The organism is Bacillus pretiosus, from assembly GCF_051294775.1.
Classification (GTDB): domain Bacteria; phylum Bacillota; class Bacilli; order Bacillales; family Bacillaceae_G; genus Bacillus_A; species Bacillus_A wiedmannii.
In genome coordinates, this window is sequence record NZ_JBPPHF010000001.1 from 1059843 (window position 1) to 1084416 (window position 24574).

Genomic DNA, 24574 nt, shown 5'->3' on the forward strand with positions numbered 1-24574 from the left:
CTAATAATCAGTGGGGGATGAAGAAAAACCCCGTTGATTAAAATTTCACTTTATATCGATTATATGAAGTAGTAAAAGGTCATCTTAGTATGTATAATGACACGCTAATAAATACGATTGTTAAATTAGAAGTATTTAATAAAAAGCTGATAAATAGTTTTTGTAAGAAAAAAGCCACCCCTTTGAAAGAGATAGCTTCATGAATCCATCCTATGAGTAAGAGTATCAACACTAATAAGTATAATGTTCGAATTCTTGATATGTTTTGTGGATTATAATAGAATTAGTCTTTTGTTTTTTCATGATACAGTATTGTAATTAAGTAAACAAACTTAATAATTTATATCCAATTAATCCTAAAATAATGATAGGAATCATCATTAAGAAAGAAGAAATTCGATTAGCATTAGAGCGTTCTAATACAAGAATCAAGATAATGCCGACTATCACTTCGGTATATCCAACAGGTAACATGTGACTATAGTCTTCAAAATGTAAAAGAATGTGAAGTCCATCCGTTACAAAAACTCCACTAATAAGCGCGCTACCGAATTTATGAAGTGGATTTGTAGTATCTTTCCATAGAAAACCTGCAATTCCAAAGATAGTTCCTCCTATAAATGCACATACAATCCATACAGATATAAAATAAATAGAGTGAGCTACATTTTCAATAACTATTGCATAACCATAATAGCCTAATACCATACCGAGTAGTGCAAGGATACCAGAAAGTATAGCTGTACGCTTAGAATAACTAAAGCTAGCCACAAAAAAGGATGGAACTAACCAAACGCTTCCTAGATTAGCTAATGAATTCCAATGTCCTGGAAGTATACCTTGCCCTAATTTAGTTAGTATACCAACAATTATCCCTACTATAATCGGGATGAGAAAAATCCTTAAAAACATATTTAACTTTGTGATTTTTAATGTCCTGTCCATAAATTCAATCCTTACATTAATATTTTCTACAAACATATAATAGCTTATTACAAGGGAGTAATCAATAAAAATTTATCGAAAAACAATAAGTGATTATTGGATAACGAATAAAATATAATTAATTATAAATTTATATAAAAACTATATAAGAAGTAGTGCGTAGAAGTTTATTATTAGGGAAATCTAAAGGAAGTAGTACAACAAGCGTAATTTATGATTGTTTAATATGATGTTAAGAAATGATAAATTGCCTTGGAAGAAAGCGATCTTTATTCCAGCACATATAATTGCATTTACTCATACAGTACTATCATGGTACAATATGGTTACTAACGACGGAAAGGAATGATGGGTGGACGATGATTAACTAATCTTATTTTTAAATGTTGAAATTCAATAAATTTCAATTTATAAAAAATAGGATTAGTCTGCCCAATTTCCATACAACGGTATTGCTATTTATGTTGCGCAATAGCTTATTTGGGTATAAATAATGTAATGACTAATCCTGCCAAATTTATTTGGGAGGATTTTTTTATTCTCCCTTAACGAAAGGGATCGGTATTATGAAAGAAATTTTAAAATTAAATGATGTTTATGTTGATATAAAGGAAAATACTTTGTTAGAGAAAATGAATTTGACAGTAAAACAAGGGGATGTTATCGGATTAATCGGTAAAAATGGTGCTGGTAAATCAACGTTACTTCAATTAATAAATGGTAAAATTGAGCCATCAAAAGGCATTGTTGAATGGCAGCAAATGAATATGACAACCGCATATGTAGAACAAGAAATAGAATCTTTTGTTAGTAACGATGTGATTGCAAAAGAAGCAGAACTTTTTGCGAAATGGGGCGTGCCAACGAACGATTTTCATATGTTAAGTGGTGGTGAAAAGCTGAAAGTTCGGTTAGCAAAAGGATTTGCCGAAAATCCTAATGTCTTAATATTAGACGAACCGACAAATCATTTAGATGAGATGAGTACGGAATTTCTCATTAAGCAAATTAAAAATATGAAAGGTACAGTTATCGTCGTATCGCATGATCGATACTTTTTAGATGTTGTCGCAACTAGAATATGGTCGATTGAGGATAAGAAATTAATTGACCATAGCGGTAATTATACGAGTTATATGAAAGCACGTGAGCATAAAAGAATGACGCAGCAACGTGAATATGAAAAACAACAAAAAAAGATAGAACAAGTAGAAAATCATATAAAAGAATTAAGTTCATGGTCACAAAAGGCACATGCGCAGTCTACAAAACAAGAAGGAGTTAAAGAATTTTATCGTGTAAAAGCGAAGCGAATGGATGCGCAAGTGAAGTCAAAACGAAAACGTCTTGAAAAAGAGCTGGAGAAAACGAAAGTAGAACGTGTGAAAGAGGAATATTCAGTTGAATTCTCTATTCAAGCGAGTAAAAAAGTAGGAAAACGTTTCTTAGAAGTAAAACAATTGCGGAAAGAATTTAATAGCCGAACATTATTTGAAAACGTTAATTTTACAATTCAGCACGGTGAGAAGATTGCAATTATTGGACCAAACGGTAGCGGGAAAACAACATTACTGAAGATGATTATGGGAACAGAAACTGTTGAAGGAGAAGTATGGATTTCACCTTCAGCAAACATCGGTTATTTAACACAAGAAGTATTTGATTTACCACTTGATAAAACACCAGAAGATTTATTTTATAAAGAGACATTTGAAGAACGAGGAAAAGTCCAAAATTTAATGAAACATCTAGGATTTGAATCTTCCCAATGGAAAGAGCCGATTGAATATATGAGTATGGGGGAACGAGTGAAATGTAAGCTCATGGCTTATATTTTAGATGAAAAAGATGTACTTATTTTAGATGAACCGACGAATCACCTTGATCTACCTTCGCGTGAACAGCTTGAAAATACATTAGCTGAGTATAATGGAACACTCGTTATCGTTTCTCACGATCGATATTTTCTGGAGAAAACAACTAACACAAAACTCGTGTTTTTAAACAATACGATACAAAAACAGCTAGAAGAACCTACGAAAACAAGGGATGAAATTGAAGAGCTACGTTTAACGTTAGAAACAGAAAGACAAGAAGTATTAGGGAAATTAAGCTTTTTAACTTCTAAAGACAAAGAATATAAAGAACTAGATGAACGGTTTATGGAACTTACGAAGCAGATTAAGGCGCTTTAACGTAAGGAAGGGGGATTAAGGTGGGAGAAGAGAGTTTGACTAAGTTATTTAGAATAGATTGTGGTGATATATACCTACAAGAGTTTACGGTCAAAGATGCAGAGAGTATTTATAAAATAGCAAATCAACCGGAAATAGAAAAGTTTTTACCAGACTGGAAATCAACGAAAGAACAAAGGGTTAATTGGGTTGTAAATTATGAAATACCTGAAAATAAAGCGTTTCTTAATGCAGTGAGAACTACGACTAACATAGATGATCACATATTAAGACTAGGAATATTTAAGAAAACCACAAATGAATTTATTGGATGGTGCTGCACAGGCATGAAAGATGAACTCCCTGCACCGAACAGAGAAATTATGTATGCTGTTTCAAGTGAATATTATAATAATGGTTATGCAACGCAAGCGACAAAAGGCTTAATCGGTTATTTATTTGAAAATACAAATGTGGATGTCCTTAACGCAATTGCTTTAATTAAAAATGTGCCATCAAATAAAGTTATTGAAAAATGCGGGTTTACTTATTTGGGTCAACAGATGATAGAAAATCAAATTTATAATCATTATGTATTGAGTAAATCCGGATGGATAAAAAATAGTGCTCTTTAAAGGGAGCGATAATGCAAAAAAAGCTTAGAGCTAAAACTCTAAGCTTTTTTTGCATTCTAAAGTACTAGTTAACCATACTAAAGTGTAGATTCTGGATGTATTTTTCACCAAAAACAAATGCAGTAAGTTGTACATGCGAGAACTATTTCATAACATTATATCTAAAAGGTATTTGGGGGATTTTGTCGAATGTATATGTCTATGAAAACATTAATTTCTTACTCAAATCATCCTAAACATGAACCACTTTAGGCTTAAATAGAAGAATGTACGGCAAACGCGAAGGCAAGCGAAGGTTTGCATTTTATATTAGCGGTTGAGTGTTAGTGGATTTCAAATTTTCGGAATATGGAATAGTTTAAATGAGGGAGGGGAGAGCATATTATCATTTGGTTTCGTCACTTACCACAAATAAGTATGGATTTGTCAGAATGGACTCCTTTTATACAAAATGATTGGCACCGAAAACATTATATGAAGTTTGTATATGTACTTCAAATCATTATTTTTCTAATACCGTATTATTTTGGAGCAAGTTTTACTCATATTAATATTTTTTATCTCATCATCATAGGTATTTTTGTTTTCATTGTTCATGAATGTCTACATATTATTGTTATAAATAAAAAAGGTGATATTAGCTTGACGTGTAGTGGAATATTTTTTTGGCTAAATACAAATGCAATCTTATCCAAAACGAGATTTTGGATCTTTATGAGCTTGCCTATTATTGTACTATCGGTCGTTCCTGCTATTGTATCATTGTATGTATCAGGAAATATTAAATCAATTTTATTATTTGTATGTTGGATAAACACAATCATTTCTGCTTCAGATATATATAATTCATTATTAATTGCGATTAAACCGAAGAACTCAATTTTTTGTAGAGGTTATTATAAAGTGGAAGACAATAAAAAAGGGTATCTCAAAAACATTTCAACTAAAGGCATTAGATAAAAATATAACTTTGGGAAGGAAAAGACCGATAAAGCAATCGGTCTTTTCTTGTTTTTATAATAAAGATTTGATATACAATTGTATTTCCTGCCACTATACAATTATTATAAGATAGTTATGCGTTAATTTTAGTTTGAAAATAGTTTTATTATCAGTTTTTTTAGAAATCTTACAAGCGTGTAAGATAAATGAAAGATGAATCAATATGAGCTATAAGACAATTCATTTACACTCTATTGTGAGAAGTGCAAATGAAGGGAGAATAGAAATGGAAATTTTACATGCGAAAAATATTAGTAAAGTATATAAAGGGAAAATACCTTTTAAAGCATTAGTAGATATTGATTTATCAATTCAAGAAGGTGAATTTATAGGGATTATGGGGCCATCAGGTAGCGGGAAAACTACGCTATTAAATATGGTATCTACTATTGATTCTCCGTCCTCAGGTGAAATTTTAATAAATGGTATAAATCCTTTCCAGTTATCATCAGAAGATTTAGCTTTATTCCGTAGGAAACAATTAGGATTTGTTTTTCAATCATTTAATTTACTTAGCACGCTTACAGTGAAGGAAAATATCGTATTGCCGATGACATTAGATGGCGTTTCTGTGCAAGAAATGAACAAACGCGTACAAGAAATCGCAGAGAAATTAAATATTACAGATATATTGAATAAAAGAACGTTTGAAATATCAGGAGGCCAAGCTCAAAGAACAGCAATTGCTCGTGCAATTGTTCATAAGCCGCAATTATTACTTGCAGATGAACCAACAGGGAATTTAGATTCTAAATCTTCAAATGATGTAATGGAGATGTTAGATACTCTAAATAAGGAAGAAAAAGCTACGATGATGTTAGTGACTCATGATCCGTATGCAGCGAGTTTTTGCAGCCGAGTAATTTTTATTAAAGATGGTCAACTATATAACGAAATTTATCGTGGTGAAAGCAGGCAAGCATTTTATCAAAAGATTATGGATGTCCTTTCTTTGTTAGGAGGGAAAAGGCATGACTTTTCGTCAATTCGCATTTAATAATATTTTTCGTAATAAGCGTACATATGCTGCCCATTTTTTAAGTAGTGCATTTTCTATAATGATTTTCTTTACATATGCCCTTTTATTATTCCATCCTGATTTACAGGGGGAGTTGAAATCGACAAGTAAAACAATAAGTACATTTGGTACATTAGGATTTGAAGTTTCTCAAGGTTTGATTTTTGTCTTTTCATTCTTCTTCATTCTATATTCAGTGAGTTCGTTTTTAAAAACGCGTAAGAAAGAATTTGGCATTTTAATGATGCAAGGTATGTCAATGAGACAGCTTAAGAAGTTATTGCTAATTGAAAATATGTTAATTGGACTTGGTTCGATTTGTATTGGGATTCTTATCGGCCTCGTATTTTCTAAACTAGTTTTATTAATAAGTGCCAGTGTATTAATGATTAGTAACGGCTTACCTTTTTATATGCCAGTGAAGGCGGTATTATTAACTGGCATCACGTTTCTATTCTTATTTTTAATTGTTTCGCTAGTTACTTTTAAAATGATAAAAGTAACAGAACTTGTGGAACTTATTCAAGCAGGGGAAAAGCCAAAGCCTGAACCGAAATCGTCAATTTTATTATCAATTTTTTCTTTATTTAGTATAGGATATGGCTATATTTTAGTATTTCGCTTTATCCCAAGTTATAGTTTTATTACGCTCGGAATGGGTGTGCTCCTAGTAATTATAGGGACGTACTTTTTATATACACAGTGTAGCGTTTATATATTGCATCTTGTGAAAAGGAGTGAATCTTTCTTTTTAAAGAGAACCAATATATTAACATTTTCAGAATTAATATACCGTATGAAAGATAATGCAACAATGTTTTTTATAGTATCTATTATTTCAGCAGTTGCTTTTACAGCAATTGGCACGACAGCAGCTCTTGGAAACAAAGATTTGGTAAGGATGACAAACCCGTATACATTTCTGTATACAGCTCCTGATAAAAATAAAATAACGGATAAACATCTCTCGATTATAAAAAAACATCTTGCTGATTCTAATATTCCATATCGAATGGCTTCCACTTCAGATATTTATACAGAAAGTAATGTAAATGTAATGAAGTTAAGTGAATATAACGAACTTGCGAGAGCACTCGGGTATCAACAAGAAACGATTGAAAAAGAAGATGAAATGTTATTAATCCCTGGTATGGTATCACAAAAACAAGAATTTAAAAATGGTGATTATAAAAAGAATATTGAAGTCATTCAAGGAGATTGGACAAAGACATTTCATGTGAAAAAAACTGTAGAAAATTTAGTTTTACCACATGATACGAAAGGGGTATATATTGCTATTCAAGATCATGTGTATGATGAAATTCCGCTTAATAGTAATCTAGATTTTGAAAATATTATTCAATATCGAACTTATGGATTTGTTGTAGATGATTGGATAAAAACAAAAGAGATTTCAAACCAATTAAGTGACATATTCGATCAAGATCCTAGAGACATACATTTTGAATTTAGAGCACTAACTATAGAGTTGTTAAGTGCAAAACAAACGAATGGGCTATTACTTATGGCAAGTGTTTTAGTTGGAATCGTCTTCTTTACTTTCGCTGCTAGTTTTATTTATTTCCGGTTATATACTGATTTGGACCGCGATCAGCAGCAATATAAGATGATTTCGAAAATGGGATTAAGTAAACGAGAGTTGAAAAAAGTTGTAACAAGACAATTAGTATTAATGTTCTTCTTACCGATTATCGTTGCAGTGATTCATACTGTGGTCGCTTATATGGCATTACAACAATTAGTCGATTTTTCTATTATGAATAGCTCTATCATAATTTTAATTTCATTTATATGTATACAAGTTTTATATTTCTTTATCACTCGTTGGCGATATTTACAAAAGCTTTATAAAACTATGGAACAGTAGAGAATATCAGTAAGTAAGATTGCAGAAAAGCATGTAAAAAAACAATGTGAGTTATGAAAGGAACTGTGATGAAAAAAATACCATCAATTTTCATATTAAGTATATTAATTTTAATGAGTTTCAGTGCATGTGCTAAAAATGAAAAATCATTTCCAGCTAACGGCGTATTAATCATTGGAGATGAGAATCATACTTCAACAATTATAAATCGTTATAAGGGAAACACGAAAGAACATGAAGCTTTTTCAGTGAAAACAGGTAGATTTGATCAAAATAGGGTTCTGATAATAAATGAATCTACTGCACAAGCGATGATTAATGCAAAGATTTTTCGTAAACGTGATCAAGCATCTCTTTCCAAAACGTTAGATACGTTGCCGAATTTTCCAAAAGAAAGTTCCTTATTATTTATAAATGAAGAAGAAAAGAATATAAAAAGTATTGAAATAGAAGGAAGCAAGATACCTGTTACATATGGTAGTGATGCTTGGCTTGGCAATAAATGTGACTATGGAGCACTATGGTATATCATTGTGGCGAAAAATAGTGTGTATAAAGAAATAAAGGCAAATGAAACGAATATGCAACTTCTACACTTGAAAAAGTCATTAGGTGATGAAAATCCTAAAATATCGACAGATAATACGTTGATTAATGAAAAAGTAAAAGTAAGAAAGTTAATTGAAAGTTTTAAAGGGGGAGTATCAGTTCAGTTTGTAACGATTGGAGGCAAATCTTAAAAAAGAGTTCAAGGTTGATAGAAATATTATCAACTTTGAACTCTTTTTAGTTTATTCCACTATTTGTGAGGAGTGGAGCTTGATTTATTGACCATTCATATAACAAAATTACATTACTTCGTTTAATCGACTCTCGTTTGTTTCTTCAATCGCATTTGAATTTTGAACCGAATTATTTTGAGCTTCTTTTTCTTTACGAACTTTTTGTAGCATTTCAAGGATGATCCATAAAGGAACGCCTTTATCCTTTAACATCTTCCATAAATCTAATTCGTTAAATTTATGCTCAGGTTGTTTCATTTCTTTTTCAGATGAACGAATATCAAATTTGATAGGATCATTTGATTTTTTATCTTCAAGTTTAGTAGAAGAGATAGTATTATGCTCAAGAGTAGTAGGAGTTAACTTAGTAGATTGAGATAGTGTATGAGTATTTAATCCGATTTGCATATCGTTTTACCTCCTTTTCATGTAATGAAGATAGTTTTTTCATAATGTTATAGATTAGTTTAATATAAGGAAACTATATTTAATTATAAATTTAAATAATCAGATTTACAAGTTTTATTGCAAAAGTGAATACTTACTTGAATTAATATTTATCAACATTTCTGTATGTTTTCTATATATACAATGTATATAAAATACTTTACATTATGTTTAAGTTAAGAACTCATTTTTAATAGAAATATGTAAACTTTGTATTAAGGGAGGAGAAAGAATGGGGAAGTTATTTTTAAAAATATGTTTTTTTGCATTAGTGGCTGTTTGTTCGTTTACAGCGAAAATAATCTACGCTGAAGAGAAACAACAAAATAATTATCCTATCGTATTAGTAAATGGATTTGCTGGGTGGGGTAGAGAGGAAATGTTAGGGGTTAAATATTGGGGTGGTGTTCATGATATACAAGAAGATTTAAAAAGAAGTGGCTATACAGTACATACTGCTGCTGTTGGACCTGTTTCTAGTAACTGGGATCGTGCATGTGAATTATATGCGCAAATTAACGGTGCTACAGTAGACTACGGTGCCGCACATGCTGAGAAACATGGACATAATCGTTTTGGTAGAACTTATAGTGGTTTTGCACCGAATTGGAGTGAAACAAATAAAGTTCATTTAGTTGGGCATAGCATGGGCGGACAAACGATTAGAACATTAGTACAGCTATTAAAAGAAGGTAGTTTTGAAGAAAAAAATCATGTGAAAAATCATCCGAACACGAATATATCACCACTATTTGAGGGCAAGAAATCATATGTTCATAGTGTGACAACATTAGCAACTCCTCACAATGGCACGACACTTGCGGATGGTAGTCTTCTACTACCGTTCGTTAAAGATTTACTCATTGCAGCAGCAAGTTTTGGAGGGAATAATAATTTATCGTTATATGATTTTAAATTGGATCAATGGGGTATAAAAAAGAATATTGGAGAGTCTTTTTTCCAATATACTGATCGTATTGTAAATAGTTCACTTTGGAAAGATACAAAAGATATAAGTCAATGGGATTTAAGTACAGATGGTGCAAAGGAGCTTAATAATTGGGTAAAAACGCAATCAGATGTGTATTACTTATCATATAGTGGTCATGCATCACAAGCGGCACCTATAACAGGTTTACATCTACCTCATATAACGATGAATAAGGTGTTAATGGGTAATGCGTTTTTCTTAGGTTCCTATGCAAGATATGAAGAAAATCGACCATTAATTGATACTTCTTGGTGGCAAAATGACGGTGTAGTAAATACAAATTCTATGGTCGCGCCCTCATCTAATGCTATTGTAAATAGTAATGAGCATTTACAGATTGGGAAATGGAATCATATTGAAACAAAAGCAAATTGGGACCATCTCGATATGGTAGGACTTAGTGTTTCAGATACGTTAGGTTTTTCTAGCATTCAAGAGTTTTATAGAACAATTGCAGAAAAATTATCAAGATTACCGAAATAGGTAATAATAAAGCGCTCTCGATGGAATTCGAGGGCGCTTTATATTATATTGAAAGAGGGATATGGTAGAAAAATATGGGGGGATATTATGAAAGTTCAAGTTGTATTATCAGGATATGGGACAGTAGGAAGAGAGTTTATAAAATTATTAAATGAAAAATATTTATATATAAATGAATCATATGGAATAGATTTAGTGGTAAGCGCTGTATTAGGTAGAAATGTTGCAATACATAATGAGGATGGATTATCTATTCATCACTTATTAATGTATGGGGGCGGTAGCGCTGCAATTGAAGAATACATTGAACATCATCCAGAGGAACGAGCAACAACTAGCATAAGTGGAACTGTTTTAGTAGAATCAACAGTTACAAACCTTAAAGATGGAAATCCAGGAAAACAATATATAAAACAAGCGATTGAGAAACATATGGATATTGTAGCAATTTCAAAAGGCGCGCTCGTTACAAACTGGAGAGAACTAAATGAAGCAGCAAAAATCGCAAATGTACGAATTCGATATAGTGGTGCAACTGCGGCGGCATTACCGACACTTGATATTGGTCAATTTAGTTTAGCTGGTTGCCATATTGAAAAAATAGAAGGAATATTAAACGGGACTACAAATTATATCCTTTCGAAAATGAATGAGGAAGATATTACGTTTGAAGAAGCACTGAAAGAAGCGCAAAGTAAAGGAATTGCTGAAACGAACCCCATATTAGATGTAAGTGGTTCTGATAGTGCGTGTAAATTGTTACTTTTGACAAACAGTTTAATGGGAACAGAAAATACGCTTACTGATATACATATAAAAGGAATCGAACATGTTACAAAAAAACAAATTCGAAATGCTAAAGAACAAAATAAATATATTAAATTAATAGCTTCAGCATATAAGGATAAGGATGGTAAAGTGGCTCTTCATGTGGAACCGTACGAAATAGATAAAGATCATCCGCTAGCAAAAGTAAATGGAACAGAAAAAGGAATTACGTTCTTTACAGATACGATGGGGCAAGTTACTACAATTGGTGGTGCTTCCAATCCACGCGGAGCCGCAGCAGCAGCTTTAAAAGATGTAATTAACTTATACCGCAAAGATTTATCCCTTAGTAATAGGCAGTAAAATGCCTGTTACTAAGGGATAATAATCAGTGGGTGATAATCAGCCCCATTGATTAAAGTTCCACTTTATAAGACCGTACCGCCCTTTATAAAAAATACATATGTAGTGGACCTTTTGAGAATGAAATAAATATGCAAAAATGATTGCAGGGGGTAAGGAATTGTTTAAAGATTTTAAAGTTGTGAAAGATCGTCCCGTTTATATTCAATTGAAAGATTATTTAAAAAAGATGATTATGAAAGGTCATTTGCTCGGGGATCAAAAAATCCCTTCAACTAGGGAACTAAGTGAATTACTAAGTGTGAGCAGAAATACTGTACTCGCTGCTTATGCGGATTTAGAGCAAGAAGGACTCATTTATGCAGTTAAAGGGAAAGGGAATTTTGTAGCGAAGGTTGATATATCGAACACTTCGTCTGTTGAAATAGATTGGAAACATAAACTTAATACAGTTACCTTATTAGCGGATGAATTAGATTTAATGAAACATGGTGTTCGCTGGGAAAAAGGAATGATTGTTTTTAATAGCATTGCTCCGGACGAAAAGCTATTTGATGTGGAAAATTTCAAAAGAGCTTTTCTTACTCGTATGTCCATTGAAGGGGATGTCGTATTAAACTACGGATACGCAAAAGGTTATAGACCTTTAATGAATTATCTACTTCATTATATGGAAATGAAAGGTGTAGATATTTCGAACAAAGATATTTTAATTACAAATGGATTTACAGAAGGATTAGACATCGTGCTATCCTCGTTATCGAAGAAATCAGGGCGGGTTATTTGTGAGAATCCAACTCACCATGCTGCATTGAAGCTTTTCCGTTTACATGGACTTGAAGTTCACGGAATTAATATGAATGAAGATGGCATCGATACGAACGAAGTAGAAAAAAGTTTGCGTGAAAAAGAGTTTGATTTCGCATATTTAATTCCTTCCTATCATAATCCAACCGGTATTGTTACGAGTTCGGAGAAAAGAACGGAACTGATGAGATTATTCTCCAAATATAAGGTTCCTATTATAGAAGATGGATTTAATGAAGAGCTACGTTATTCAGGTTCACACTTAGCACCATTATTAACTTTTGCTGGCGCTGGTAATAATGTAATTTATATTAGTAGCTTTTCAAAGGTACTTTTCCCTGGTTTACGTGTAGGCTGGATCATCGCCGATAAAGAACTGATTCATCATTTAGAAAGTGTAAAAAGAGCAAGAACGATTCACACATCTACGTTAGATCAAGCTGTTCTATTTCAATATTTACATGAAGGATATTTTGAAAAATATTTAAAAAAGGCAAGATCAGTTTATAAGAAGAAATATGAATTAGCTGTTGGGGCGTGTAACGAGTACATTCCGTTTCAAAGAATGACCGGTGATGGTGGACTTCATTTATTTATAGAGTTAGAAGAAAAAATTCATGCCCGCACACTTTTACAAAAGTGTTATGAGCAAGGGGTTACATTTTCTCCTGGAGATGTTTTTTATTCTGATGGAGGAGGAGCGACTACTTTTCGATTAGGATTTTCACGTCTGAAAGAAGAAGAAATAGTTCGTGGAATCAAAATAATCGGTGATACAATAAAAACTGAAATTTGGAGTTGAGGAAATGAGAATTGGCGTTATTATGGGGGGAGTATCCTCTGAAAAACAAGTATCAATTATGACTGGAAATGAAATGATTGCAAATTTAGATAAAAATAAATATGAAATCGTACCAATTACGTTAAATGAAAAAATGGATTTAATCGAAAAAGCGAAAGACATTGATTTTGCGCTGCTTGCATTACACGGAAAATATGGAGAAGATGGGACGGTTCAAGGCACGCTTGAAAGTTTAGGTATTCCATATAGCGGGAGCAATATGTTATCTAGCGGTATATGTATGGACAAAAATATTTCGAAAAAGATTTTACGCTATGAAGGTATAGAAACACCCGATTGGATTGAACTTACAAAAATGGCGGATCTAAATCTTGATGAATTAGAGAAGTTAGGATTTCCGTTAGTGGTAAAACCAAACTCTGGTGGATCAAGTGTTGGGGTAAAGATTGTATATAATAAAGATGAATTAATTTCAATGCTGGAAACTGTGTTTGAATGGGATTCTGAAGTAGTAATAGAGAAGTATATAAAAGGTGATGAGATTACATGTTCAATTTTTGATGGAAAACAGTTACCTATTATTTCAATCCGACATGCAGCTGAGTTCTTTGATTACAATGCAAAATATGATGATGTTAGTACAATTGAAGAAGTTATCGAACTTCCAGGAGAATTGAAGGAACGTGTAAACAAAGCGTCACTGGCTTGTTATAAAGCATTGAAATGCAGCGTTTATGCAAGGGTGGATATGATGGTAAAGGACGGAATTCCATATGTAATGGAGGTTAATACATTACCGGGGATGACACAAGCAAGTTTACTACCGAAAAGTGCAGATGCAGCTGGTATTCATTATAGTAAACTATTAGATATGATTATTGAAACTTCATTAAAAGCAAGAAAAGAAGAAGGATTTTAAGAAGCGCTATCATGAATACTTTTGACAGTAACATGAAGTATGTTATGATGAATACAATACGAAAATTAAATATTTATCCACTAGGGGGGCCTATTATAGGCTGAGATCAAATGAGAATTTGAGACTCTTAGTACCTGATCTGGTTAATACTAGCGTAGGGAAGTGGGAAGACATTACTATTTTATGAATAAATACTGTCAATTTCACTTTCTTTACGTTTGTAAAGAAAGTTTTTTTATTTTACAGATTTAATAACTGTGGGTAAATACTTAAATTTTATACTTTATTGGAGGGATTTAAATGACATTTTCACAATCATTACGTCAAGAAGTAGATTCAATTTGGGAAGCTAGTTTTCATCACCCTTTTGTAAAACAACTTGGTGAAGGAACGTTAGATTTAGCTAGTTTTCGCTATTACGTACTTCAAGATTCATATTATTTGAGTCACTTCGCTAGAGTACAAACTTTAGGAGCTGCAAAGGCTCTAGAATTAGAAACGACAGCTCGTATGGCACATCATGCTCAAAATACATACGAGGCGGAATTATCTTTACATGAGAACTTTGCGAAGAAACTAGGGATAACACAAGAAGAGAAAGATAATTTTATCCCTGCTCCAACTGCATACGCTTATACTTCACATATGTATCGTGCTGCGTATGAAGGACATTTAGGCGATATCATTGCAGCAATTTTACCTTGCTATTGGTTGTATTATGAAATTGGTGAGCGTTTAAAAGAGTGTCAGCCAGAAGAGCCAATTTATAATGAATGGATTTCTGCTTACGGATCTGATTGGTTCCGTACATTAGTTGAAGAGCAAATTACACGATTAGATACTATCGCTGAAAAAGTGACAGAGTCTGACCGTAAGCGAATGAAACAGCATTTTATTATTAGCAGTCAATATGAATATTCATTTTGGGAAATGGCTTATACATTAGAAAGGTGGCCAGTGAGTACAGAAGTAGAAGATGTCATTGGATAATGAGTAGGGGTATTGCTATACATAGGTATGGATAATACTTATGTATATGATTTCACAAAAGAAGTATCGCAAAAAGACGCATCAATCTAAGTGCGTCTTTTTTCAATTTATAAAAATGAGCCTATGGGAAAAATAACCTAAAAATAGGTGTATGAACAAGGTGCATTATCTAGTGATAGGTCATATTTTGTAGGGGTACGTATTGAACTTAGTTTATAGCGCTATTTCTACTTAGATTTAACGAACAGAAATATAGGAAAGCATTGGAAAAGTTGAAGTTTATAAACGGAGGTAATGAAAATGAATAAGTTTCAACAAGAACTACAAGCGTTAAGCCTTAATGATTACCAATCTGGAAATATTGTGTATTGGGACCAACAAAACCAATATCCATATTACTATATTGAAGATGCTGCTCGTCGCTGTGGCGGTTGTGGTCGTTGTGGAGGTTGTGCAGGTCGCTGTGGTGGATTTCGTTGTGGTGGATTCCGTTGTATTGGTTGCTTCGGTTGTTTTGGTTGTGGCGGCTGTGGCGGCTGTGGTAGTTGTGGTAATTGTTCTAATTGTTTTAGTGGTTTTAATGGTACCACTGATACAACTGGTACTATTGTAACATATGAATATTGATAAGAGAAAAAAGGAATCCAATAGTGAAGTATTATATAATTTTTATTAAAGAATTTAATAAAAACACATGTAGCATTCAAGTGAAAGAATGATATTTAGATTTTTAGTTGTAAATCAAGATAAGATATATAAAGCAATGACTAGACTTAAAACCTAATCATTGCTTTTTTATATTTTTACCATCAAATAAGGAATCTGTTGCTTCTAGTTAGTGGGTAGCGAAAGTAATTATTACAACTATGTAAGATTAATGTAATGTTAATCGATAGTAAATGAAGATACTTGAGTGTATTTTAAATAAGATTTAAAAGTACTGTTTATTTTTAAAATATTGAGGTAAGTAAAATTCTATTAGGAAGTGTATTAAAATGATTGAACTTAAATCTATTATTCATTCGTACAAACTAAAGAGAAAAATAGCAAGTGATTTATACGGAAACAGAGATGAATTGACACTGTTATTAAATGAATTTAATAAAATGAAACACACAGTAACATGTGAAAAAAAGAAAAATAATATATTATCTCGTTTACAATTAATTTATCAACATATGAAATTAGATAAACGGTATCCTCTTCCAATTACTTTTAATAGTAAATTATTGGATCGATTAGAAAAAGAATCTCTTCATTCTATTGAGGAAGGTATAGCATGTCTACAATTAATGTTAGATATGAATTATGAGAAAATAAAACAATATGGATCGAGTACAAGTAGGTCATTTGTTCCATTATCGCAGTCTTCCATTTGTCTTGCTGATTGTATTTGCATAACTGGATTTGTATTAGGATTACTAGGTGCAATTACATTTTGGGGATTAGTTTTATCTGTATGTTCAATTACATAAAGGTTGATATTTGCAAGAAGGGCACCGACTTAAGGTGTTCTTTTTTAGTTTTATTGTAAAATTATTGTAAATGATAAATATTACATCATTCTTATCGCAACAAAGTAGTTCAGCCCCTAACGGTATGCGTCAAGGTGCTGAAATTTGAGAACCCTTCTTTAATAGATAAATATGATTATCAATCTCTTGCATTATAACACTAGGTTAATTAAATGAGAAACTTAATATTTATATGTAGTTATATAAGTGAGAATGTGAACAAATTTGAATGGGTTATTGTGATTCTAGAGATTGTAAAGCCATACATGGATGAAAAAGATTTTGAGCAAGTAATGTTTAAAACTGTAGTTCTTATGCAAGAGGAAATGGATATTAAATAAAATTGTTATTTCATTGTAAGTAAAAAGAGCACACATATAAGCATGCTCTTCGATAAGAAAGGTAGATCCCTATGAGCGGAGAGACTACATACAATATCGTATGTTCGTTTCTTTTAAATGTGAAGAAAAAGTCAACAAAAGGTCAACGTAAAGTCAATGAAAATTCAATAAAAATACTATTTGGTAAGTACATGTAAAAAAGAGCGCCTTGTAAAGGCACACTTTGTAAAGTTTTTTTCTACTGTCGTGTTTTTTTTATAGAGTTGAAAGCTATTATCCCACTTATAAAACTAGGCAGTAGACTCCAAAAGAAGAACCCCTATCGACCAGTTACTAGGGTGACAGTTAAGAAAAGGAGTGGTACTAAAATAATCATTATAAAAGATATTCTTTGATATGGATTTATATAAAAACGCCCCTTTATAGATATATAGTAGTGTATTTATATTTACAATTCAGTAGCTTTGAAAGTTCATTATTTTTAGTAAAGATTTCACTTGGTCACAAATAAAAGAGCAGCTAGCAAAAGCTAACTGCTTTTATAAGAAAATCGGAGAAAGATAACCATGTGTCTAAAGTATTGACGGAATTTTGAGTTTTATTCAGGAGAGAGAAAGAAATGACATATTTAGAGCAAATAAATAAGCTTTCTTCACAATTACCTTTAGTAGTTCTTCAAGATATTCATAATCATGTAAGAGATTGGTTGGCAAGTGGTGGAGAAGAAAATGATTCGTATATTGGTCAGAAATTACGATTTGCAGAAAATTATCTAAAGGCGAGAGGGACAGAATGAAATGCAAACATAAGTGGATTGACATGGAAGATGGAACAAATGACAAGTTCTGTGTGAAATGTAGCCAAAAGGTGAAACAAATGCAAATTGCATTACCTATAAGTATTTCTATTAGCGTTAGTGCAGCTTTACCAATGGCGAGGGAGAAAATGACTATAAACTCATATGGGAGTTTACAAGAATTTTATAAAGATGAAGGAGTTTAATAAAGAAAGAGGATTCGGAATTCAACCCTTGGGAAATGCAACAAAATAGTTATTTTAATAAAAGAAACCCCGATTGTTTGCGGGGCTTCTAAGGGTAATCGTCAAGTAATGAGGTAATCGACTAATTAACCATATCATGAGTTTTTTTGTAAATGTGTCCGAATAGATAAGGTCATCATTTTGAACAAAAACGCTATTTTATAAAAAAAGAGAAGCGCTTAATCAAGACGCTCCTCTTAATGCCAATATACAATAACTATTCCATTATAATGTATAAGCGTAAAATATTTAACAATTAGCTATGTGGTAAAAATTTCATTTTGTATTAGTTTAAAACTAAAAAAGAGCACCATATAAGTGCTCTTTTCAAGAGTGAGTATAAATACCAATCATCCTATAATAGTATATGCACCGCATTATGTAGTTGCTACTAAAATTAACTTCATTTTTTAAAATTAGAGGTTTCTTTTAATGAAACCTCCAAAAAGATAACTAAATTTACGTTATTGTAAATTCGATTGCGATAGGAGTTCCTCCATCTAGGACAGCTCCTCCTACAATAGTAGCAGCTGTAGTAGTCACACCAGTAATAGTATCCCCTGTTTGAATAACACCATTAATATAAAGTGTTAAAAAAGCATAAGAAGCAGGGAATGTTGTTACAGCACCAGTGTCATCAGTGAAGTCTGTGTTAGCAAAAGTTAAATCTGCTCCAGCGACAGTCCCTGTTGCTGCTGTACTTACAAATCGTCTTCCAGCTATAAAGGGCTTAACGATAGGCATTTATGTTCACCTCTTTTTTGAGAATAAACTCAGACAAGTTTTTTGAAAGTCTTGTCCTGTATTTTATTCTATGTTGTGCTTCTTTTAAAAGATACGGCTTGTATACTAGTAAAAAAGTATAATTATTATGTGTTTAATAGATGCTGTATAAATTTAAACAAAATAATTCGTTTATAAGTAAGTAGATCGAACGGAGGGGAACCGTATCGTATGAATCAATTGTCATTTTTTAAAGACATCGTTGAAAAGGAGATGCGTAGACTTGTGGTGAAGGAGCTGAAAAACTACAAAGCATTGTGCGTCCGGATGAAAAATCAAGAAGAACAGGCTCGAGCGGGGGGCATTGTTCTTTTTCCTAAAATGAAAGGTGACGAAAAGAATCATGAGATACGTTTTAAACAAATTGAACGGACGTTGTAACATGCTCTTGATGAAGAGGAACGTAAGATAATTGAAATGAAGTACTTAGGGAATCGAAAGGTTAAAGATTCGTTTGTGTACAACGAATTAATGATAAAGCGTGATCCGTTTTATCAGAAGAAAAAAAGTGATATTCAGTTGATAGCTACAGCTGTGGAGATTATATAAACTTAGTTTTGAGGTATCGGAAATGGGATTCTAGTATTTTGTTATGTTGTATAGATTGGTTAAGATGAGGTTGTTCTGCTTTACATGTTATATTATTTCCCTGTCCTGCCAATTGGTAGGGTTTTTTAATTCAATTAAAAATAATAATAGCTCGTCCAAACCTTTTAAATCTATCTTACATAGTATGTAGTAATAAATTTAAAAGGGGGAAACTAGTATGTCTTATTCCTACTATGATCATTGTAAGGATAACAAAAAGAAATATCATGATTGTCATAAAAGTAGTAAGAGTTATGACAAATGTGATAAAAAACATGATGAAAAGCCTTGGGTTAATGTAAAAGTGAATTGTTGTTCTGATGATTACCAATACAATCTTGTAAGAGCATCTGCTTTTAGAGCTGTGAGCACAGTTAATCAGAATGTGCCAGCAAATACTTTTGTAAAAGTCTTATTCCAAAATGAACAATTTGATTTAGCAAATGAATATAACCCTGCAACATCCATTTTTATACCAAAGACAAGAGGTGTTTATTCTGTTATTGGAACAATTGCGTTCATTCCTAATAATCTAAACACAAACTATAGAGCACGGGTAGAAATTCGAGTTAATGGAAATCCGGCAATTGCAATAGATAATGATTTTTTTGGTCCAATAAACTTTGCTAATGTTGTTGCCGTTTCATCAATAATTCAATTGAATGCTGGGGATGTAGTCGAGGTTTTTGCACAAAGTAGCGTAGCTGGAGTTATCTCTACTGTAGAAAATAGTACGCATTTTGAAGCTGCAAGATTTCCGTCTCCAACAGAATAAGTGATATGAAATCCATCAGTAATTTTATCTAAGTAAAGTCACTAATTTATATTTGACCTGCATAAATGCAGGTCTTTTTTTCGATAAAAAGGGGACGTTTCCGGGGATTTCTCAAAACAGAATCAATATTACTCTATATCTATACAGTTCTTTGAAAGAAGAATAGTGTGGGGATAGCGTAGCCCTTTTATCAAAACGTTACCGGAGAACGGGCAAGGGCGGTAAGAATCCGCAAGAAGGACGAAAAGACCAATTGAATTTATATATTCAGCCACGATGTGTGAGTGTCGTGGCTTTTGTGTTTCTTATTGAGCCCGGTGTATTTGCTGGGGTGATTGGTGACATAAACGTTTGATATACAGGAGCTCTCTTTTTATTGAACAAAATGGGGGAGGGTTGTTATAAATGATAGGGCTTAATCCACTCCATGAATGGTGGAAGATGAGTAGTTACACAAAATGGTGTCACTACTTCTGGTTGATGCCATTAATTGTAGTGTTTCTCGGAATAGCTTGGGTAGTTTTAACAATCGTTGATTCTGTTTTATTTAAGAAATAGGAATGATGCCGAATGATAAGACCAATATCAATTATCATAGACGCTGCCATGATCTGGTTGGCGTCTTGTTTGTTGTTAAGGAAAGATAAGGGGTGAGGTAGACTTGCAAATTGGAATATTATTAGTGTAAAACAAAAAAACATAGGCTAGTAAACAAGCTGTTTTCACCTTTTATTCATAGAATATGATGAATTCTATTTTTAGAGGAGGGAATCATATCTATGGGATGTAACAATAATTTTGAACATTCTCGAGATTGTAATAGATTTTGGGATGATTTAGTATTTTGCGGATGCGGTCGTAGACGCAGAAGAAACGATTTTAACGACTGTCATTGTAGACGTGACTGCGATTGTGATGAGTGTCGTCGCAGACGTAATCATGACCGTGATCGTGATGATCGTCGAGATTGGTAAAGTCTTTTAAAAGAGTGCATATCTTTATAGCACTCTTTTTTATTAAGATTTTTAATACTTAATAATTTGAAAGGCGCAGTTGAAATTGATCAGTTAATTAAATATAACCTCATCGATTACGCGCTAGACACAAGAAACGAAGAACTGTTCAGTAAGTTGATTGCGAATTAAGGGGGAGAAGAAGCCATGAAAAACACTGGTATCGTAAGAAAAATAGATGAACTTGGTCGTGTAGTGATTCCAAAAGAATTACGTAGAACATTAGGGCTGCATGAAGGTACGGAATTAGAAATCCATGTAGACGGTAAAAACGTTGTTCTTGCAAAGCATGAGAAGGTTTGTGTAGTAACCGGTGAAGCATCCGATGCAAACATTGAGCTGTTCGATGGACAAGTCGTTGTCAGTCAGAAAGGGGCTAAGTTACTGATTGATTCCATTTTTCGTGAAGGTGAGAAATGGGGGTGGTTGGGTTGAGCTATCTCCTTTACAAATTCAAACTCACCACCATTTTCGCACATTGGCCAAACGAAGAATTTGTAGTAGCGGAAATGGAAAGTAAAGCAAGGTTCCTTTACTGGCAGAAGTTTAGAACAAAGTTTCTAACGATGCCGATGGTTGAATTCATGAAGTTTGTAAAGTGCGAGAACGAAGGTGTTTTTGATATCAAGCGCATGTACAGTGCGGAAAAAGCTTTCAAGAAAATGCAGAATTACCGCAATCTTCATTTTGCTTACATGGGTATGCGAGTAACGTAGCTGGCATGTGGGGTATGATCGTTGGGAACTGGAAAACTCATTTCTTCGTTTTGTTCGATGGAGAAATTGAAAAGCACAACTGTCATCCTTTTCGGGAAATTGCTTACTACGATGATGAGGGTAACGTCGTTCGAAATTATCAAAAAGGAAAGTATGTAGTACAAGAAAAAAGGACTAGCAGTCGTACCTGCTGTCCTTTATAGGAGAAAAATTATTCTGGATTAGAACTACGAATAACCAGAAAACGCGCTTTAAAACAGTGTTGTCAAAGATGTAATAATCTATGCAACAAAAAAGCTTAGTCGGAATTCAAAACACCAAATGGCTTGCATTGGTAACAGGCTCAAAAGTAGTATATGTAAAATGAAAAATTCTATACAAAAAGCAGACAACATTTTCGGTTGTCTGCCAGTTAGTCGAATGAGTTAGCTAATTGTGATAAATTGCATTCCCATTACGAGAAGAGTGAAGCTGCTAGTTCAAACAGCTTGTTGGTATTATTTTCGATATTAAAAAAAATATACAGGAAAAGCAGATAAGTTAAGAACCTACCTGCTTCTGCTGTAATAAAAGAAAGAAGTATTAGCCGTGGATACGGCGGCTTGAAAATAGTATGTATTTTTATTGAAAAAATATTCAAGGGGTGAAGATACTTGGAATGTTTGATAAACGGTGTCTATGAAATTACTGAGTTAATCAGTAAAGCAAAAGAGAAAAACAATGAGTAAATATAACAATAAAAAGGTAAGACTAGACGGCCATGTATTTGATAGTAAAGCAGAAGCGGATTATTACTCCGGGTTAAAAATACGTCAAGCTGCAGGTGAAATTACAAGCTTTGAATTGCAATGAAAAATTAAGTAACTTTAAAAAATGAGATATGTATCGGAGTCTTTTCATGTACAAAAGAATAAGAGATTTCTTCTGAACATTTAAAAGGAATCTCTTATTCGTAATCGGTAAATTAGGTTTTAGAAAAACGAAAAGATTTTGTATGAAAAATAAATAAAAGAATCCGTTCGTTACAAACGGATTCTTCCCACAAGGTCTGCAAGAAATTCAAGGTAACTGGACCAGAGCAACCTGTGAAATTCCTTTTGATAATACTGTATGCAAATGAATCAAAATGGTTAATGGAAACTAAACAAAATCTTATTTTAAAGCTAAAGAATGCCTTGTAGAGCGCTCCTTATAGCTAATTATGAATGTTTATGTTCAATCTTAGATTTCTTGCTTGGAGGAATAAAATGCTCTTAAACAAAGTTTAGATAGACAATCGAGCCCATAATTACAATATAAAATACCGCACAAAAGAAGATTAAAATGTATTTTAATGTCTTGTTCATATTAGTACCGTCCTAAAAGAGGGTTATTTGGATTTTAATATCGTATGTAAAAAAAGGTGCATTTATACAAGGGAAGGGTAGCTAGCAAAAGTAAAACAAAATCTTTATTTAAAAACTAAAGTGCGCTTTTTAAAGCGTTCCTTAAGAAAAATAAAAAAGAATACCTCATGATACTGTATGTATTTCTTTTAGGAATGTGAGGATTTAAAACAAAATCGTTATTTGAGAGAAAGGAGAATGGAAATGTCCTTAGTGGGGAATTTGAAAGAACTCCAAGAAAAAGTCATTGATGAAAAGGTATTGGAATTTGCAGAGGAAATGGAATACGTAATAATCGAAAGTGCTGCAATTGGATATTCAGGTTATAGATATCAAATTCATAAAGAAAATCCAGACAAGCATATTCTGCACTCAAAACCATTCACGGAAAAGTTACAAGAATTAATGGATGGTGTGAAAGTTGAATTTAAGGTAGAAGAAAAGAAAAACATTTTAGGTGGATCTTATTACGAACATTACATCCGTTTTAGTTGGAATGACTAATTTCTTAATAAAAACGCTATTTTAAATAAAAGAACAGCTAGTGAAATCTAACTGCTCAGTTCTTTGAAAAATAAGAATTAAAATTTGTGTTTAAAATGGTTTACATCAATTAACGAAATTGCTGTAGAGAGATTAATAAATCTTTATGAATACGCAATAATGTTTGAACATCATCTTCTTGAAGTTGTTGTAGTGCTAATTCCATTGCCTTGTAGGAAGTAGAGTTTTCAATGGATTTTTTCGATGCTTCTTGTCCTTGGTTTGTTACCTTTAATTTTATTTCTCTACGATCTTCATCTGATTGTTTTCGCTCGATGAGCTGTAGATTAACTAATTCATCTACATTCACACTCACTGTACTTTTAGGAACTGAAAGACGTTCTGAAATCTCTTTAAGAGTAACATTAGGGAGTGCATAAATTGTATTTAAGATACCCATTTGTTGTACTGTTAATCCTAAACTGGAGGCGTTTTGATGTGTGAACTTTATAATTTCTTTGTTTATTGTTACAAATGATTGGACAACTTCTCCTGCTTGTTTGAAACTTTGATTTTTTAAACTCATAATAATCGTCCCTTTTCTTTTTTAATTTAGTTTAACATAGAATAGTTCACCAATGAACTATTTATCTCTAAAGTAATTTAGAAAAGAAATCAATACACGTTATTAATAGAAAACTTAATAAAAATTTCATTTTGTCACAAATAAAAGAGCAGTTAGCCCAGTCTAACTGCTCGATACAAAGGTAATAATCTAGATGCATAGATATTATATGCTGAATTATTGATTTTATTCAAGGAGGAATAAAGTAAAGATTTTTTAGGAAATAGGAGTAGGAACAAAATAGAAGAGCAGCTAGCAAAAGCTAACTGCTTGTTGAAAAAAGAATCCATCCCAGG

General features: G+C 32.5%; 28 protein-coding genes, 1 pseudogene and 1 riboswitch. Of the genes and pseudogenes, 25 read left to right on the plus strand and 4 right to left on the minus strand.

All coding sequences use genetic code 11. From position 1 onward, the window contains the following. Positions 1-318 precede the first annotated feature (318 nt). Positions 319-945, minus strand: a complete 627-nt coding sequence (locus tag ACSG5Z_RS05205; RefSeq protein WP_327970866.1) for a DUF6518 family protein — start codon at positions 943-945, stop codon at positions 319-321. Between the two features lie 566 nt (positions 946-1511). On the opposite strand from ACSG5Z_RS05205, the gene abc-f reads away from it, so the two are divergent. The 6 genes from abc-f to ACSG5Z_RS05235 all read left to right on the plus strand — a co-directional run bounded on the left by abc-f (position 1512) and on the right by ACSG5Z_RS05235 (position 8402). After that, the gene (gene abc-f, locus ACSG5Z_RS05210; protein ID WP_435710888.1) at positions 1512-3140 is read left to right on the plus strand and encodes a ribosomal protection-like ABC-F family protein; all 1629 of its coding nucleotides are present in this window, start codon (positions 1512-1514) and stop codon (positions 3138-3140) included. A gap of 20 nt (positions 3141-3160) precedes the next feature. Continuing rightward, positions 3161-3754 (plus strand): GNAT family N-acetyltransferase, encoded by a 594-nt coding sequence (locus ACSG5Z_RS05215; RefSeq protein ID WP_088092556.1) that lies wholly within the window; start codon positions 3161-3163, stop codon positions 3752-3754. Positions 3755-4171: 417 nt separating this feature from the next. Beyond that, on the plus strand, positions 4172-4714 hold the full coding sequence (locus ACSG5Z_RS05220) for a DUF3267 domain-containing protein (RefSeq protein ID WP_076537848.1): 543 nt from the start codon (positions 4172-4174) through the stop codon (positions 4712-4714). Positions 4715-4982: 268 nt separating this feature from the next. Beyond that, a complete protein-coding gene (locus ACSG5Z_RS05225) occupies positions 4983-5753 on the plus strand; it encodes an ABC transporter ATP-binding protein (protein ID WP_060488493.1) in 771 nt (256 codons plus the stop codon). Then, positions 5728-7662: an ABC transporter permease gene (locus tag ACSG5Z_RS05230; RefSeq protein WP_435710892.1), complete on the plus strand. Its 1935-nt coding sequence runs from the start codon at positions 5728-5730 to the stop codon at positions 7660-7662. The genes ACSG5Z_RS05225 and ACSG5Z_RS05230 overlap by 26 nt, the downstream gene beginning before the upstream one ends. Positions 7663-7730: 68 nt before the next feature. After that, entirely contained in the window at positions 7731-8402 is a 672-nt protein-coding gene (locus ACSG5Z_RS05235) for a lipoprotein BA_5634 family protein (protein WP_435710894.1), read from the plus strand. Positions 8403-8510: 108 nt separating this feature from the next. Here ACSG5Z_RS05235 and ACSG5Z_RS05240 read toward each other — a convergent pair whose 3' ends face one another. Next, a complete protein-coding gene (locus ACSG5Z_RS05240; RefSeq protein WP_060488496.1) occupies positions 8511-8852 on the minus strand; it encodes a DUF3914 domain-containing protein in 342 nt (113 codons plus the stop codon). Positions 8853-9123: 271 nt separating this feature from the next. On the opposite strand from ACSG5Z_RS05240, the gene ACSG5Z_RS05245 reads away from it, so the two are divergent. From ACSG5Z_RS05245 to ACSG5Z_RS05290, 10 genes are all read left to right on the plus strand, one after another. Next, positions 9124-10365 (plus strand): esterase/lipase family protein, encoded by a 1242-nt coding sequence (locus ACSG5Z_RS05245; RefSeq protein ID WP_435710896.1) that lies wholly within the window; start codon positions 9124-9126, stop codon positions 10363-10365. An 87-nt stretch (positions 10366-10452) separates the two neighbouring features. Then, positions 10453-11496 carry a homoserine dehydrogenase gene (locus ACSG5Z_RS05250; RefSeq protein ID WP_435710898.1) on the plus strand — a complete coding sequence of 348 codons (1044 nt, stop codon included), beginning with the start codon at positions 10453-10455 and terminating at the stop codon, positions 11494-11496. 160 nt (positions 11497-11656) lie between these two features. Next, positions 11657-13105 (plus strand): MocR-like pyridoxine biosynthesis transcription factor PdxR, encoded by a 1449-nt coding sequence (gene pdxR, locus ACSG5Z_RS05255; protein ID WP_046959518.1) that lies wholly within the window; start codon positions 11657-11659, stop codon positions 13103-13105. Positions 13106-13109: 4 nt separating this feature from the next. After that, on the plus strand, positions 13110-14024 hold the full coding sequence (ddlB, locus tag ACSG5Z_RS05260; protein ID WP_227557193.1) for a D-alanine--D-alanine ligase: 915 nt from the start codon (positions 13110-13112) through the stop codon (positions 14022-14024). Positions 14025-14096: 72 nt separating this feature from the next. Then, positions 14097-14202: riboswitch (TPP riboswitch) on the plus strand. A gap of 122 nt (positions 14203-14324) precedes the next feature. Next, the gene (gene tenA / locus ACSG5Z_RS05265; RefSeq protein WP_147788020.1) at positions 14325-15014 is read left to right on the plus strand and encodes a thiaminase II; all 690 of its coding nucleotides are present in this window, start codon (positions 14325-14327) and stop codon (positions 15012-15014) included. Between the two features lie 294 nt (positions 15015-15308). Continuing rightward, positions 15309-15641: a heterocycloanthracin/sonorensin family bacteriocin gene (locus tag ACSG5Z_RS05270; protein ID WP_088122212.1), complete on the plus strand. Its 333-nt coding sequence runs from the start codon at positions 15309-15311 to the stop codon at positions 15639-15641. Positions 15642-16009: 368 nt separating this feature from the next. Next, positions 16010-16489, plus strand: a complete 480-nt coding sequence (locus tag ACSG5Z_RS05275; RefSeq protein WP_189337236.1) for a homoserine dehydrogenase — start codon at positions 16010-16012, stop codon at positions 16487-16489. Between the two features lie 254 nt (positions 16490-16743). Beyond that, positions 16744-16869 (plus strand): hypothetical protein, encoded by a 126-nt coding sequence (locus tag ACSG5Z_RS05280; protein ID WP_435710902.1) that lies wholly within the window; start codon positions 16744-16746, stop codon positions 16867-16869. A gap of 619 nt (positions 16870-17488) precedes the next feature. Then, entirely contained in the window at positions 17489-17665 is a 177-nt protein-coding gene (locus tag ACSG5Z_RS05285; protein WP_170958655.1) for a DUF6877 family protein, read from the plus strand. Beyond that, entirely contained in the window at positions 17662-17871 is a 210-nt protein-coding gene (locus tag ACSG5Z_RS05290; protein WP_052760572.1) for a hypothetical protein, read from the plus strand. The genes ACSG5Z_RS05285 and ACSG5Z_RS05290 overlap by 4 nt, the downstream gene beginning before the upstream one ends. A 498-nt stretch (positions 17872-18369) precedes the next feature. Here ACSG5Z_RS05290 and ACSG5Z_RS05295 read toward each other — a convergent pair whose 3' ends face one another. Then, positions 18370-18654, minus strand: a complete 285-nt coding sequence (locus ACSG5Z_RS05295) for a DUF4183 domain-containing protein (protein ID WP_001123250.1) — start codon at positions 18652-18654, stop codon at positions 18370-18372. Between the two features lie 210 nt (positions 18655-18864). Here ACSG5Z_RS05295 and ACSG5Z_RS05300 point away from each other — a divergent pair, with 210 nt between their 5' ends. From ACSG5Z_RS05300 to ACSG5Z_RS05340, 9 genes and pseudogenes are all read left to right on the plus strand, one after another. Then, complete coding sequence (locus ACSG5Z_RS05300; protein ID WP_142315659.1) at positions 18865-19074, plus strand: hypothetical protein; 210 nt, start codon at positions 18865-18867, stop codon at positions 19072-19074. 385 nt (positions 19075-19459) lie between these two features. Next, complete coding sequence (locus ACSG5Z_RS05305) at positions 19460-20056, plus strand: ABC transporter permease (protein ID WP_088008789.1); 597 nt, start codon at positions 19460-19462, stop codon at positions 20054-20056. 405 nt (positions 20057-20461) lie between these two features. After that, the gene (locus ACSG5Z_RS05310; protein WP_189337235.1) at positions 20462-20614 is read left to right on the plus strand and encodes a hypothetical protein; all 153 of its coding nucleotides are present in this window, start codon (positions 20462-20464) and stop codon (positions 20612-20614) included. A 221-nt stretch (positions 20615-20835) separates the two neighbouring features. After that, a complete protein-coding gene (locus tag ACSG5Z_RS05315; protein WP_098082210.1) occupies positions 20836-21030 on the plus strand; it encodes a hypothetical protein in 195 nt (64 codons plus the stop codon). Positions 21031-21096: 66 nt separating this feature from the next. After that, positions 21097-21201, plus strand: a complete 105-nt coding sequence (locus ACSG5Z_RS05320; protein WP_316250723.1) for an IDEAL domain-containing protein — start codon at positions 21097-21099, stop codon at positions 21199-21201. 15 nt (positions 21202-21216) lie between these two features. Then, positions 21217-21504 carry an AbrB/MazE/SpoVT family DNA-binding domain-containing protein gene (locus ACSG5Z_RS05325; RefSeq protein ID WP_215563353.1) on the plus strand — a complete coding sequence of 96 codons (288 nt, stop codon included), beginning with the start codon at positions 21217-21219 and terminating at the stop codon, positions 21502-21504. Beyond that, positions 21486-21785 (plus strand): hypothetical protein, encoded by a 300-nt coding sequence (locus ACSG5Z_RS05330; protein ID WP_435710907.1) that lies wholly within the window; start codon positions 21486-21488, stop codon positions 21783-21785. The genes ACSG5Z_RS05325 and ACSG5Z_RS05330 overlap by 19 nt, the downstream gene beginning before the upstream one ends. Positions 21786-22505: 720 nt before the next feature. After that, positions 22506-22634: pseudogene (locus ACSG5Z_RS05335) on the plus strand (DUF1064 domain-containing protein); the annotation flags it as partial. Positions 22635-23374: 740 nt separating this feature from the next. Further along, on the plus strand, positions 23375-23674 hold the full coding sequence (locus tag ACSG5Z_RS05340; RefSeq protein WP_000060546.1) for a hypothetical protein: 300 nt from the start codon (positions 23375-23377) through the stop codon (positions 23672-23674). Between the two features lie 109 nt (positions 23675-23783). On the opposite strand, the gene ACSG5Z_RS05345 is transcribed toward ACSG5Z_RS05340, so the two are convergent. Then, positions 23784-24239, minus strand: a complete 456-nt coding sequence (locus ACSG5Z_RS05345; protein WP_000053894.1) for a MarR family winged helix-turn-helix transcriptional regulator — start codon at positions 24237-24239, stop codon at positions 23784-23786. Between the last annotated feature and the right edge of the window lie 335 nt (positions 24240-24574).